Annotated in this window: 15 protein-coding genes; 12 read left to right on the top strand and 3 right to left on the bottom strand. The window is 54.4% G+C overall.

The features are described from left to right. Window positions 1–379 precede the first annotated feature (379 nt). Window positions 380–1489, top strand: a complete 1110-nt coding sequence (locus tag JO972_RS10300; RefSeq protein ID WP_309489961.1) for an acyl-CoA desaturase — start codon at window positions 380–382, stop codon at window positions 1487–1489. Between the two features lie 197 nt (window positions 1490–1686). Next, a complete protein-coding gene (locus tag JO972_RS10295; RefSeq protein WP_309489960.1) occupies window positions 1687–2058 on the top strand; it encodes a hypothetical protein in 372 nt (123 codons plus the stop codon). A gap of 132 nt (window positions 2059–2190) precedes the next feature. Here the strand turns inward: JO972_RS10295 and JO972_RS10290 are convergent, their stop codons facing one another. Beyond that, window positions 2191–2583, bottom strand: coding sequence for a hypothetical protein (locus tag JO972_RS10290; protein ID WP_309489959.1), 393 nt, complete (start codon window positions 2581–2583; stop codon window positions 2191–2193). 452 nt (window positions 2584–3035) lie between these two features. Here JO972_RS10290 and JO972_RS10285 point away from each other — a divergent pair, with 452 nt between their 5' ends. From JO972_RS10285 to JO972_RS10275, 3 genes are all read left to right on the top strand, one after another. Then, window positions 3036–4340: a class I SAM-dependent RNA methyltransferase gene (locus JO972_RS10285; RefSeq protein ID WP_309489958.1), complete on the top strand. Its 1305-nt coding sequence runs from the start codon at window positions 3036–3038 to the stop codon at window positions 4338–4340. Between the two features lie 276 nt (window positions 4341–4616). Further along, window positions 4617–5141 carry a CbrC family protein gene (locus JO972_RS10280; RefSeq protein ID WP_309489957.1) on the top strand — a complete coding sequence of 175 codons (525 nt, stop codon included), beginning with the start codon at window positions 4617–4619 and terminating at the stop codon, window positions 5139–5141. A gap of 144 nt (window positions 5142–5285) precedes the next feature. Next, window positions 5286–5855 (top strand): hypothetical protein, encoded by a 570-nt coding sequence (locus JO972_RS10275; RefSeq protein WP_309489956.1) that lies wholly within the window; start codon window positions 5286–5288, stop codon window positions 5853–5855. 226 nt (window positions 5856–6081) lie between these two features. Here the strand turns inward: JO972_RS10275 and JO972_RS10270 are convergent, their stop codons facing one another. Then, the gene (locus JO972_RS10270; RefSeq protein WP_309489955.1) at window positions 6082–6852 is read right to left on the bottom strand and encodes a hypothetical protein; all 771 of its coding nucleotides are present in this window, start codon (window positions 6850–6852) and stop codon (window positions 6082–6084) included. Between the two features lie 339 nt (window positions 6853–7191). On the opposite strand from JO972_RS10270, the gene JO972_RS10265 reads away from it, so the two are divergent. From JO972_RS10265 to JO972_RS10235, 7 genes are all read left to right on the top strand, one after another. Next, a complete protein-coding gene (locus JO972_RS10265; RefSeq protein ID WP_309489954.1) occupies window positions 7192–7434 on the top strand; it encodes a type II toxin-antitoxin system Phd/YefM family antitoxin in 243 nt (80 codons plus the stop codon). Continuing rightward, complete coding sequence (locus tag JO972_RS10260; protein ID WP_309489953.1) at window positions 7431–7694, top strand: Txe/YoeB family addiction module toxin; 264 nt, start codon at window positions 7431–7433, stop codon at window positions 7692–7694. The genes JO972_RS10265 and JO972_RS10260 overlap by 4 nt, the downstream gene beginning before the upstream one ends. Before the next feature lie 191 nt (window positions 7695–7885). Further along, window positions 7886–8404: a hypothetical protein gene (locus tag JO972_RS10255; protein WP_309489952.1), complete on the top strand. Its 519-nt coding sequence runs from the start codon at window positions 7886–7888 to the stop codon at window positions 8402–8404. A 257-nt stretch (window positions 8405–8661) separates the two neighbouring features. Further along, the gene (locus JO972_RS10250; protein ID WP_309489951.1) at window positions 8662–9732 is read left to right on the top strand and encodes a GIY-YIG nuclease family protein; all 1071 of its coding nucleotides are present in this window, start codon (window positions 8662–8664) and stop codon (window positions 9730–9732) included. 42 nt (window positions 9733–9774) lie between these two features. Beyond that, on the top strand, window positions 9775–10215 hold the full coding sequence (locus JO972_RS10245; protein ID WP_309489950.1) for a hypothetical protein: 441 nt from the start codon (window positions 9775–9777) through the stop codon (window positions 10213–10215). A 104-nt stretch (window positions 10216–10319) separates the two neighbouring features. Next, window positions 10320–11066 carry a type 1 glutamine amidotransferase domain-containing protein gene (locus JO972_RS10240; protein WP_309489949.1) on the top strand — a complete coding sequence of 249 codons (747 nt, stop codon included), beginning with the start codon at window positions 10320–10322 and terminating at the stop codon, window positions 11064–11066. Between the two features lie 174 nt (window positions 11067–11240). Further along, on the top strand, window positions 11241–12443 hold the full coding sequence (locus JO972_RS10235) for a TlpA family protein disulfide reductase (RefSeq protein WP_309489948.1): 1203 nt from the start codon (window positions 11241–11243) through the stop codon (window positions 12441–12443). Between the two features lie 63 nt (window positions 12444–12506). Here the strand turns inward: JO972_RS10235 and JO972_RS10230 are convergent, their stop codons facing one another. Further along, complete coding sequence (locus JO972_RS10230; protein ID WP_309489947.1) at window positions 12507–13415, bottom strand: YitT family protein; 909 nt, start codon at window positions 13413–13415, stop codon at window positions 12507–12509. Between the last annotated feature and the right edge of the window lie 37 nt (window positions 13416–13452).

The raw sequence follows: 13452 nt of genomic DNA, 5'->3' as shown, positions 1-13452 counted from the left end.
TGAAATGGGCCGCCGGAAGAGCCTCGGGAGGCAACGGCGTGTAATGCACTGAGATATACTTCATCATGTGCCTCGGTCTTAAGTCGAAATTCGAAATTCCGGCTAACAGGCACATCTCTGGCCCAGCAATAGCCACTTTTCGACCTGAAACCCCACCAATTCATAAAAAAATTCACCCTCTAAATGACTGCCATTCAACCATATGCAATGTTTATGGAATGGGGAATTGCGCCTAAAACAAGGTTTGAAATGACGATTCGCTCACGCTCCGCTGCCCCAGCCCAGTCTTGACCTTATGGGATAGCGAGTGTAATGAGTGCGCCTCACTCCCCTGAGAGGAGTTGGTTTTAACCCCCCGTTTAACCTAAACTTTAATATTATGCTTCGCATTCCATTTAACCGAGTCAACTGGATTACCAGTATCTTCCTCATCGTGACGGCCCTGACTGCCGTGACCGCCGTGCCGATTTACCTTTGGAAATACGGCATCGACTGGTTCCAAGCCTCGATGTTCTTCTTCTACGCTACCATCACCACGATGAGCATCACCCTCGGCTACCACCGTCTCTTTTCCCACCTTGCCTTCAAAGCGAAGTGGCCGGTGAAACTCACCACCCTGGTGTTCGGCGCCTGCGCTTTTGAGAACTCCTGCCTGGATTGGACCGCCGACCACCGTCTGCACCACAAACACGTCGATCACGACGACGATCCTTACGATATCTCCAAGGGCTTCATGTGGGCTCACATCGGCTGGTTGATGTTCAAGCTCAAGCCTGAGCCACCTATGGACAACGTCAACGACCTCAAGAAAGACAAACTCGTCATGTGGCAGCACAAGTGGGTGCACCTCATCGGCCTGGTCGTCGGTGTCCTTCTTCCTACCGGCCTCGGTTACCTCTGGAACGGCTCCCAGGGCGCGCTCGGCGGCTTCCTGCTTTCCGGTATCCTGCGCATCGTTTGTGTGCAGCACTGCACCTTCTTCATCAACTCCCTCTGCCACACCATCGGCAAACGCCCCTACAACACAGACAACTCCGCTCGTGACTCCGCCATCATGGCCGTCTTCACCTGCGGCGAGGGCTACCACAACTACCACCACGCATTCCAGCACGACTACCGTAACGGCGTGAAGCCATGGCAGTTCGATCCCACCAAGTGGATGATCTGGACGCTCTCCAAGCTCGGCCTCGCCAGCAACCTGCGCACCGTGCCTGATGAGAAAATTCTACTCGCAGAGATGCGCGAAGCCCGCCGTCAGGCCGAGCAACGCCTCGCTGCCATCGAAGAGAACAGCCCGATCACCGAGAAAGCTACCGAGATGCTGCACAGCTTCTCCCAGCGTCTCAGCGAGAGCTACACCGAGCTGGAAAATGCCATTTCTAACAAAGTGGAAGTCTCCCGCAAGGCCATGAACCAATGGCAGCAAGAGACCCGCGAAATGGTCCGCCACATCTCCAGCATGAAGCGTCTCCCCAAGAGTTCCGCTTAAGTCACAGCGACTTAAACCTATTTGAGAACAAGCGACGGGGAAACCGGTCGCTTGTTTTTTTGTGCCCGGCATGAGCTAGGAAATCCACCCCTCACCGCTCGGATTTCCAGATTTTCCGTATTGCCAGCCCATCATCGTCGCCGTATGAATGTCAGCCACACCTGCTTGCCACCTACGGAATGAAGAACTTTACCACCATGCTCACGCTCACCGCCCTCGCCGGGATCTCGGTCATTGCCTCATCCTGTGCCAACAAAGAGGCCGAGGTGGACACGACGGACGCCCCACTGGCCATCGTGATTGAGGAGCCAGAGGTCGAAGTCCCACGCCGTAACTCCAGGCAGCGCTCATCGCAGCGACGTGTCGCCGCAACTGCGAAACCTCAGAACTACAACGCCACGGCCGCATTTCTGGTTCCCAAAAGCGATACCAACCTGCCCACCAAAGAGCAGCTCGCCGAAGGCAAGGAATCATCCATCGGCCTCGGTAGCAGCAGCACCAATGTCACCAACCCTGTTGACCAGCCCAGCGCTGCCATCAAGCCACCCAGCGCCGCTCCTGCGGAATAGTTCACCTGCGCTGAAAAACCAGCGGCCCATCAATCGGCTCACATAGCAGCGTGCAGCGACACAACCGTGCCTCCATGCACGGATCAGCGGCAACATCGTCGCCGCGCTTCAAAAGCTCGCCCTCCTCGGCGCTCAGTAACCCACGCGCACCGACCAGCCATTGCCGTGGTAGCTGCCGTGGTAGCTGCCGCGGAAACCCCAGCGTGAATGCCCGTGGCCACGGTTCCGGTGATGACCGCTGTAGTGATAGCGCGGCGCACTGCCATAGTAATAGCCGCCGTAGTGCGGGTAGCCGTGATACCAGCTACTGCGCGAGCGATGGTAAACCCGATCGCTGTAGTTCCCCGTCCGCTGCGCCTCCAGCCGCGCCGCTTCCCGCTTCTGCCAGTCGGCCACAAAAGGCTCTTTCTCCACCACCGGCTCCGTCGTCTTCACCACCTTGCCGGAAGCATCATACCAAACATCCTTCTCCCCACCCCAACAAGGCGCAGCAAGCAAGAACAACGCTGGTATCCAAAATCTCATCACAATCAAAGTTACACCCAGATAACGAACGAGCAACGCCCACATGCAACAAATCCCCCCAGCCCCCCACAACCCCAGCAAAAATCCGCGCCCGCGCCCTGCAAAGCGCTAGCACAGCAGGGTCAAAAACCCCACAACCAAGCAACCTTCCGTCAATTCCGTCTTTTCCGTGGTTCCAAAATGAATCATCAACCCCAGCAAAAAAATTCGCCCAATTAGCCAGATTCGCGGTCAAAAACCACACCCCAAGGAATCATCATCCCAAGCACCTTCCGTGTATTCCGTCCCTTCCGTGGTTTAAAAACGAATCTCAACCCCAGCCACAACCCAAGTCTTCCTTCCGCCTATTTCGCGGCCGTCCCCTGCGAAGCTTTTCAGCGAAGTAAGGTCAAAAAATCCCCCCGCACCACTTTCGTATTTGGTTTTTTAAATTTGGAACGTAAACAGACAGCATGCGCCAGCCGAAGAAATTCAAAGCCTACCCCTTCGATTACCACCAGGAAATCGAGGTCGAAATCTCCGCCCTGAGTAACCTCGGAGCCGGCATCGCCCGCGTCCAGGTGGAACCGGAGGACGCTGGGTTCACCTCCTCCATCCCCGGTGTCGGCAGCAAAAGCACCGAAAGCCTAGGCTGGGTGGTCTTCGTGCCACACACCCTGCCCGGCGAGAAAGTGCTCGCACGCATCTTCCGCAACGACAAAGCCCACAGCCAGGCCGACCTCGTCAAGGTGCTCCAGCCCTCCCCGGACCGACTCGATCCCAAGTGCCCGCTATTTGGTAAATGCGGCGGCTGCCAATATCAGCACCTCTCCTACGAGAAGCAGCTGAAATGGAAAACCCGCCAGGTCGAAGAGCTGCTCGAGCACATGGCCGGCGTCCACACCGAGGTCTCCCCCGCCATCCCCTCACCCAAGGAGTGGGGCTACCGATCGAAAATCACCCCGCACTTCAAACGCCCGCGCGATGGCAAGATCGGCGATATCGGCTTCCTCCTCGCCGGCCAGCGCAGCCACCTCGTCGACGTGCCGCACTGCCCGATCGCCATGGACGTCATCAATCAGGAAATGCCCCGCATCCGCGAGGAAACCCGCGCCAACCCCAAGGCCTACAAAAAAGACGCCACACTGCTGCTGCGCGCCACCGAAGGCCGCGTGGAAACCAACCACCGCAATCCGATCAGCGAGACCGTGCACGTGGCCGACCGCGAATCTGGCCAGGACATCACCTTCCACTTCCTCGCAGGCGATTTCTTCCAGAACAACCCCTTCATCCTCCCCGCCTTCACCGGCTACGTCGCCGAGCAGGCGTCGTCCGGCGGCGCGAAATACCTAGTCGATGCCTACTGCGGCTCCGGCCTGTTCTCCCTCTGCCTGGCCCACAAGTTCGTGCAAGTCGCCGGGGTGGAAGTCAGTGAAACCGCGGCCGATTGGGCAAGGCGCAATGCCGAGCTCAACAACATCGAGAACACCACCTTCCTCGCCTCCAGCGCCGAAGCCATCTTCGGCGATATCACCTTCCCGGGCGACGAAACCGCCGTGGTCATCGATCCCCCCCGCAAAGGCTGCAACGAGGAATTCCTCACCCAGCTTTTCGCCTTCGGCCCCAGCAAAGTCGTTTACGTCTCCTGCAACCCCGCTACCCAAATGCGCGACCTCAAAGAGTTCCTAACAGCCGGCTACAAACTCACTGCGGTGCAGCCCTTCGACCTCTTCCCACAAACGAGGCACTTGGAGTGTGTGATTGTGTTGGAGAAATAGGCGAATACGGAAGGGCCAAACCTAACATCTCAAAAGTAAAGCTAGACTCTAACCATCTGTGATTTTCGATTGATGCGAAATAAGACCTCCAGCGATAATGGATCTCTATAGTCTCAAGCTGCCCTAGGCATGATTTCACTTGCCATGCCCCAAACTAACAGCTTACATCTGATCTAGTTCAAAAGGGTATCAGCCCCATGCTTAACGATTCCAAGTAATCATTCATCTGTTAGCTTCTACTGCCCGAGTCAACTAATTATACTGTTCTGCTAAGAAATGAGCTTCAAGTATTTCGCCGACCCGAAGGCATTCGCTTATGTCGCTGACGAAGGCCAGGCATGTCATTTCTGCAAGGCTACTCAGAACTGTCTCGATGGCGGCAATCTATTCGGCCAAGAGGATATCGAGGCAGTGTGCTTCGATTGCATGGCCGCAGGGAAGTTGATCGATCTGGATATTTCCGCCAACCAGATCGATGAAGCTGCTCTTGATCGGGCCAATGATCCTGAGGGCGTCTCCAACGAGATTACCTATTGCACCCCGTCAGTTCCGACGTGGCAGGACTGCTACTGGCCGGTAAAGAACGGCAAACCCTACAGATTTATCAAGATTGCATCGAAGTTGGACTACGTGTCGAAAGAGCAATTCGTGGCGACACTTTTTGACTGCGACCAGGACGCCGAGTTATGGGACATGCTTCCTGATCGGAAGATCGAAAACATGAAGGAGGGGCAGTATGACATTTCGTTCTATCTCTTCGAGGACTCAGGCGATAAGCTCACGATCTGGGATGCAAACTAAGAAGCAGAACAAGGCGTGGGTGGTAACCCGCTACCCCGCCGTGAGTCGGAGATTGAACCGTGACTAAAACCCTTTACCTTGAGTCGGACTGGCGCTCCCGGTAGCGGGTGCCACCACTTCGACGTTAGGTAAAGAAATTACTCTATGAGAACCGCAATAAGCTTTACCTGTCAGCCGATGAGCTACGAAGGGCAGGAGCTCAAGGACATCTATCCTGATTTCGCAACGGATTATCCAACAACAGTGGGATATCGCTGGCAGTCATGCGCAGCAGGACCAGAAAGCTGGGATCTCGTCCTGAAGATTTCAGCTGTAACGGCACTCGTAGGCAAAGGTTTTTTGCAAGAGCTGACGAAGGATCTTTATCGCTGGTCGAAGGAGAAGGTTTTACCTGTTGTGACTAAGCGCAGAAAGAATATAGGCCATGTTGCTGTGAGGTTCGATGATATCACAATTTCGATTGATTCAAGTCATCCCAACGAGGACGTGTTGGATTTTTTTGACTCGATCTCGGAACTCTATCAAACGGTGGATAGTGATTTGTGTTCGCATTGGATGATTGAATCGGACGAGTCAGGGCAACCTCGACTCAGTCCATTCCCATACAGTGTAGGAATGAAGATTCAGGATGGTGGGGGTATCGCTGATGCTGTTACAACCTCTGAGGCAATCACAGCCTGGGAGATAAGGACAAAGAAATCTAACAAGTCGTAGATGGCGACGCCGAGGAAGCCGGAAAGGGGGCAGGCATAGAAATATATCATTCCTTCAAAAGTGCGCATAATGGGTCATCCCAATGTGCACCCTCGTCTATGCTCTGCCAGATCCTAGGCAGAGGCGGGATTCTGCCATGAAGGCGAGCATGCCTTATTCCGTGATGTGGCGTATCACAGCTTGCGGATTCATCGCCGTTGAGAGCTCTTTGCCCCATCCAGAGGTGCTAGCTCAGGCTTACAAGGGCAGGGATCAATACCGAGAAAATCGAGACGAGGAGTTTGAATCGATCCGAATGCGTTTTTGTTTGAGCGACTTCCTCCAGCCAGTAGGGGATGCGAAGGGGGAGATAGAAAATCAGAAAGAGGAGCGCACTGACGCACACATTGACCACGAACATCACGGGATTCTCTTTCTCAAGCGTCATGTTCATGGTGATCGCTCCCCAGGTGGCTGAGTAGGCAACGCAGGCGTAGCTCACCAGAATGAAATCGATCAGCCACTCGCGCCGGTTGGGTCGTATGTAGCGGGAAACGGGCGCATCGCTTGATTCTTTCCCGTCCCACATCAGAAAGCCCAGGAAGACGAGTTCCTTGATGACCACGGCTAACATCAGAAGTGCAAGCCAGCCAGGCATGTCAGCATTGGAACTGTCGGCGACCGGCACTCCGAACGCGCTGGCACCGAGGAAAAGTAGGATGATTGAGATCACGGCATGAAACATCCAGAGCACAAATCCAGCCCCGATCGAGTCACCGAATGCGCGCACCGCTTCCCGCACGTAGCGCATTTTGATCGGCCATGCATAGATTTCTGCCACGCCGATTCCAATCAGCAGGAAACCCAACCAATGGACCTTCGATCCGGGCGTGCGCAGCGCGTAGTCCGCGGCCTCCACCACACGTGGGCCGAGAACGATAAAATAAATCGCGCACAGCACATTAAAGAGCCCTCCCTCCCAACGGTAAATTTGCCGGCCAACCCTGTGCATGTTCACGATCTAACCTTTTACGGTCGGCTCAGTCAAAGGCAATTGATGGACTGCTATTTGAGCATTCGTGTCTGGAGTATCCCTGTCAATCAACAGTGGAGCATCGTTTCAAGTGGAGCGATCGCCAAATTTTCAGACAGTCAATCCCGCTCAGTTTTTCATTCTCTTACCGCCCCTCCACCTAACAGACTATAGTCTATTCGATCAAATCGGGTATTCGCTCGGAGCTTAATGGTCCTATGTTATGATACATCTGTAAGTTCCAGCTACCCGAGTTCACTAATAATTCTGTTGGCTAATAAAAGAAAACTTGCAGATACGCACGTAATAACGCACGTTCACAGCATGAAGACGATCACCGCAACATCAGCTCGCTCAGATCTATACAGGTTAATCGATTCAGCCCAGTCCACTCATGAGCCTGTGCAGATCACAGGCAAGCGGGGAAATGCCGTATTGATCGCTGAAGAGGATTGGCGCGCCATTCAGGAAACGATTTATCTATTGGGTATTCCTGGTATGAGAGACTCCATTGTTAAGGGGATGGCTGAACCGATTGAAGAGTGCAGTGAGGAGATCGATCTGTGAGCTACTCGCTCGTGTATGCTCGCCAAGCTCGCAAGGATGCCAAGAAGCTCAAAGGCACACATTTAGCAAAGAAGGCCAAGGATCTACTAGAGGTCATTAAAGAGAATCCTTATGCTGACCCACCTCCTTATGAGTCATTGGTGGGGGACCTTAAAGGCGCCTATTCGAGGCGTATCAATATCCAACATCGATTGGTCTACGAGGTCGTCGAAGATGAGCACGTCATCAAGGTTTTACGGCTTTGGACTCACTACGAATAGAACACATCCAACAAGGTGCTTTGATGTTCGGACTCCGTCAGGTTCTGACTTCAAACAGGTGCACGCTGAAGTTTTCCCTTATCAACGGACAGTGCTTTGTTACACTCTACTTCCGTCACGTAGTCCGTCATCAGTGATGCCACAGATCTCTAACGGGTCGCCGACGTTTGGACCTCATCCCTTTTTCACCCATGAGACACTGGAAAAAAATCCTCATCTTCGTCGTGTTCCCGGCGACTCTGCTGGTGACGTTTTCTGCGTGGGCGGGGCATGGATTTTTTCGCGGCACGGAGATCTGCACCACTTGCGGCAGGATGCAATCGACCTCGCGGATGTTCTGGATTCCCAGAACCACCATCAAAGAAACCGAGCTCAGCGGGTTTTATGATGCTTACCGGGGCGACGATGGGCACGACCACAGCTGGTTGTTTGCCTCGGGTGGCGGTGGATCCATTATGTGTGCCATCGGTGAAGGCCGGCATCTCTACAGCGCGATCAGACGACCGGAACCTGTCGCAGGACTCGAACTGATCCGCAAACATCGGGGCGACCGAGCCGTCGACCTCTGGCTATCGCGGCTGCTCGATCCCGAATTATCCCACGACAGCAGCTTCCTCATGATGGAGCTCACTGATGATCCGGACGATTTTGACAACATCTATCAGGAGCTCGAAGAATACTTTGAGCAACGGCTATCGAATCATCGGTAGCCCCCCAGACGCCACGCCCTCCATATTCGGGGACTGATTGATTTGGGTAGAAATGGATCATTCCTCATAAATGTGTTCGTATAAAGGGCCATAGCAATGCGCGACCTCGATGATTTCTCTTGCCGCCGCTCAACCTAACAGACTAGAGTCTGTTCCATTCAACTCTGTATTCGCTCTGTGTTGAATGAAACTCCATGATGAAGCATCTGTGAGCTCCTACTCCCCGAGTTCACTAATTATACTGTTCGGCTAAAGAAATGACGATTCGAGACCTCATTGACCCGGCGAATGTGCCAAATCTCCAGATCCATCGAATCGCAGGTCTAAAGAAGGATGCGTTTCTTGAGCGTGTGGCCTGCGTTCGTGCAATCAGGGGACTTGATGAGAGAAGAGAGCTTACTTGGTATCCAACCACAGCACGCGAATGGACCCTGTGGGAGGATATTCACAACGCGGTCAACAAAGGCGAATTTGGAAACGTTGGAGTTCGAGAGGACTACTACCCATTTGGCTTAGTCCTGCCTCGCCCGCTTCACAACCTCTTCGAACGAAACGATCTTGCCGTGATCCAGAGGCAGGTTGTCGCCTACTTGGCAACTGTCCTTGCCTATGATCCTGACGGCGAGAAGTTCATACCAGACCAAGTTTTTCCTCCAGTAGCACAGATGGCTCAGCAGGCACGGGCCGAGTTGTATCCGGAGCAGGTTGATCAGAACCTCTTGTGGGAAGAGTTTCTTCCTGATGTCGACAAAGCCTTTACCACGTATTCAGGGGCTCCTGCGTTCGAGTTTCTTCGATTCCCACCTTACACGCAGCGGCCACACGACGTGACCAGTCGGTGGTGGATCGATTCCGAGTTTCACCTCGGTTACGGCAGCTACTACTTCACAGGAACCGATTGGAAGACACTCATTGTCGAGAAGGGCGACGATGCTCTCATGAGATCCGAATCAGACAAGGAAACATGGGAGTTATGGCTACACGCTTTCAAACTGGGTGGACTAAACCTTGGTTCCGAAGCATCATTCTTTGCGACTCCAGCAGTCCGTGGAACTATTTACGTGATACGCCAAGAAGGATCCGATCACTACAAGATTGGCTGGACTACTGCCGAGAACCCAGCGGCTCGTCTCAGATCTTTACAAACAGGATCACCAAAGAAGCTAGAGCTGATTGGGCATTTTTCTGCGGCATCCCGCACTACAGAAGGAACTGTTCATCGCCTATTTTCCACGCACAGAACTTCTGGCGAGTGGTTTACTCTCACCGAACAGCAGGTGTCCGACCTCTTGGATCCCGCGTGGCGTCGAAGCCAACAAATCAACTAATGGCGAACAAGACGTCCTGCAAATAAAACCTCACGGATGCGCATGCCTGACGCGTTCATAGAATTTCCACACCACTTCGAAATAATGAAACCATTCCAGAGATTGTTCACAAGCGCATTCTTTGTTGGCACGTTTATGCTCGGCTTCGCCACATCAACAGCCATCGCAGCTGACACCATTGCCCAAACGCAACCAGTAATTACATTTCTGAAGACCGTAAAAGAGGGGGACCTAAAGCAACTGAAATCTGCATTCTCCGAGAAAATGCAAGCGCAATGCAAAAAAGAAGGATGGGATAAACTCTTGCAGGGATACCAAAGGAACTTCAAGGAAGTCTTTAGTGATTACAAACTCGATGACTTCACTCTTTCATACAAAGGAAACCATGAGAAAGGCAGGGTATTAGTGGTTCACAAAGGTTACTACTTTCCTTCGCTGTCCGTAATCAAGGAGAAGGCCGAATGGAAGCTGAACCAGCATTGACCCTTCGGAGCCAGCCGATCAAGTAGTGCTAGCAGCACGGGTAACTAGCTGGAAAATGGATTCGGGGCTCAGACAAATGATTCCCACGGCTCCGTTTCCTTAATATGAAATCGCTCCTCACTCTCATTGCCAGTTTACTGCTCATTCCACTGACCCAGGCGGCCGCGGATAAGCCGACCGTTTTGATTGTGGTCACCAACCATGCGAAGATGCCTGATGGAAAAGCGACCGGGCTGTGGCTCGCCGAGGCTACCCACCCATGGCAGAAATTTGTTCAGGCCGGATATGCGGTCGACTTTGCCAGTCCGAAGGGTGGGAAATCGCCGATCGATCCACGCAGCACCAAGGCACCCGACGCCGTGAACGAGCAATTTTTAAACGACAAAACCTACCAGAACGCGCTCGATCAAACCAAGGTGCTTAAGGATGTGGATGCCAAAAACTACGCCGCCATCTTCTTCGCCGGCGGACACGGCACGATGTGGGACTTTCCCGCTGCTCCCGGAGCCTCGGAGATCGCAGGAAAAATCTATGCCCAGGGCGGAATCGTCTCGGCCGTCTGTCACGGCCCGGCGGCGCTGGTCAACTTGAAGCTCCCTGATGGCTCGCTGTTGATCAAAGGGAAAAAGGTCACCGGTTTCACCAACAGCGAGGAGGACAAGGTAGGGCTCACCGAGGCTGTGCCATTTCTGCTGGAAGACAAACTCAAGGCCCAGGGAGCAAGCTACAGCTCCGGCCCGGACTTCAAAGCTCACACGGTCGTTTCCGACCGACTGGTCACCGGCCAAAACCCAGCCTCGGCAGCCCCTGCGGCGGAGGCGATTATCAAGCTTCTGAAAAAGCGCGGCTAAGCCTGGAGCTGGACGCCTTAGCGTGGTGGACAGCTGGAAAGCTCTGATGTTTTCAACGCCATAGGCTGGCCACCGGGGATTTGCCCCTTGTCATGGCACGTTTCTTCATCTTGAGTTGCCCCTTGTTTCTCGAGGATGCCCGATGGGCTCCATCACTCCACTCACGCTACCATCATGACCACGATCCACGCAGCTTCACGCTCGATTTTTTCTGCCTCCCTGACTCCATTTTTCCGGCTGAGCCTGCTGCTTGCCTCTACGGTCATGGCGGCTGCCCCCGTCGGTGCCCAGCAGGCGGCGACCAAAGCTAGCGTGGTCGCGGGCTCTGAAGTCAGCCTGTCCGCCATCACCCAGGCCACCTGGGTGCAGGGCGAGGGACCCAAAGCCTTTGAACCGGGCAAAGTCTACATCTTCGAGTGCTGGGCGACGTGGTGCGGCCCCTGCATCATGATGATCCCCCACGTCAACGAACTGCACAAAAAATACTACGACAAGGGGCTGCGGGTCTACGGCATGAGCGTCTGGGAGGACGATCAGGCCAAGGTGGAAAAATTCGTCAAATTCAAGGGCGCCAAGATGTCGTATCCGGTTGCCTTCACCGGTAAGGGCTCGGCATTCGAGAGCGAATGGCTGAAGGCCGCCGGCGTGAAATCCATCCCCCATGCATTCATCGTCAGAAATGGCAAACTGCTGGCGTCCACCCAGGCTTCCCGGCTCACGGACCAACTGATCGAGACCCTGCTCGCCGGTGACGAGGGGGCCCAGCAAGGCGCAAACACCCTGCTATCCGCCCAGAACCAGCAGGGGAAAACCAAGCAACTGGTGCAAGCCATCTACAACGCCAGGAACAAGCAAGACGCCGCCAAGATGAGCACCCTACTCAAGCAGCTCAAAGGCATCGACTCCGCTCACCCCGAGATCCCGATCCTCGAGCTCTGGGTGCTGATTGTTTGCAAAGATTGGCCAGCGGCCGTGACTGAGCTCAAGGAGATGCCTGTGAGTGAGACCAAGAACTCGTTCATCTCGATGACCGGCATGCGGCTCGCTCGCAGTGAGCAGCACGGGTATCCGGAGGACTTCATGAAAGCCTTCGTGCCACTCTACGCCGACTACGTCCTGCGCAACGAATCGCCCATCGGTCCGAACCACTTTGTCAGCCTGAGCATCCACCAATGGCGTCTCGGAAACAAGGAAGACGCAGCCATGACCGCCAAGCAGGGTGTGGCAGCAGCCAAGGCCTTCGCCGTGGGAAGAGCATTGCCCATCCAACCCTACGGACGCTTTGCCAAATCCGTCCATGAAGGCAGCCTCCCCACGCTCAAGGACCTGTCCAAGTGGCAGCGTGAAGCCAGAGAGCAAGCTGCGCCGAAGAAGTAAGCGGACGCAGCAGACGCGCCGCTTTTCAATAAATCTGAGACCTGCTCAGGTCTCGCCGCGGATCTAACCGATGGGCGAGATGTAGTAGCGGGAGGAGATCCCCTCGATATCGTGGTAGTAGTAAAAACACTCCGGATCGGCAGCCTGCACCGCGGCGATCATCTGCGGCAGCTCCTCGTGGGTGATGATGGTGCGGATCACGCGGAAGGATTCCTGGCTGTGGCCACCGGTGGACTCGTGCAACGAATAGGTCCGGTGCGCTGAGGTGGCCGTGATGGATGCCGCCACCGTCTTGTGGTCTTTGGAAATCACCGCCAGCATGGTGATCTTGAATTTCCGGTAGAGGTTATTGAGCATCTCGGCGGAGACGAAGATGTAAATGCAGGTGTACATCAGGGTGTTGATCACCGTTTCGAAGTCACCATTTTTCAAGAAATCCATGCTCAATCCGAATGCCGTGGAGCCGATCGATGAGATCACCGCAATCGAACCCACAGGTTTCAGATACTTGATGGCAAAGTAAGCGCCGAGGATGTCCTCATCACCGGTCGACCCCCGATTTTGGAAAGCCATCGCCTTGGCGACGCCGGCGAGGATGCCCCCGAACAGCACCAGAATGATCCGTTCGTTCTGCGGTTCTGGATCGGCAAAGCGAAGCTCCGGCAGCACAATCAAGCCAAGCACCACGGTGCCGACCACCACCATCGAGCGCAGGGCAAACACCCGCCCTACCTTGGTGAAGGCAAAACAAAGCAGCCCGGCCTGGAAGATCACGTAGAGGGTGATGAACAGGGCGTAGCTCTCGAAGTAATACGAGAGCGCCGTGGCAATCCCTTCGGTGCCTGTTAGGATCACCTTGGACGGGAGCACAAAGTATTTCAGGGCGATGGCATAGAGCACGCCAGCCAGGATCACCAGGCCATACCCCTTCATCCCTTCGCGGAGGGCTGTGTTCGTTTCGAGCTCGTTCATCAGATATAAAACTGGCGATAGAATCTCCTATCCTGAT

It is taken from the genome of Oceaniferula flava (assembly GCF_016811075.1).
Taxonomy (GTDB): domain Bacteria; phylum Verrucomicrobiota; class Verrucomicrobiia; order Verrucomicrobiales; family Akkermansiaceae; genus Oceaniferula; species Oceaniferula flava.
This window is presented reverse-complemented; position numbering and strand designations above follow the sequence as displayed.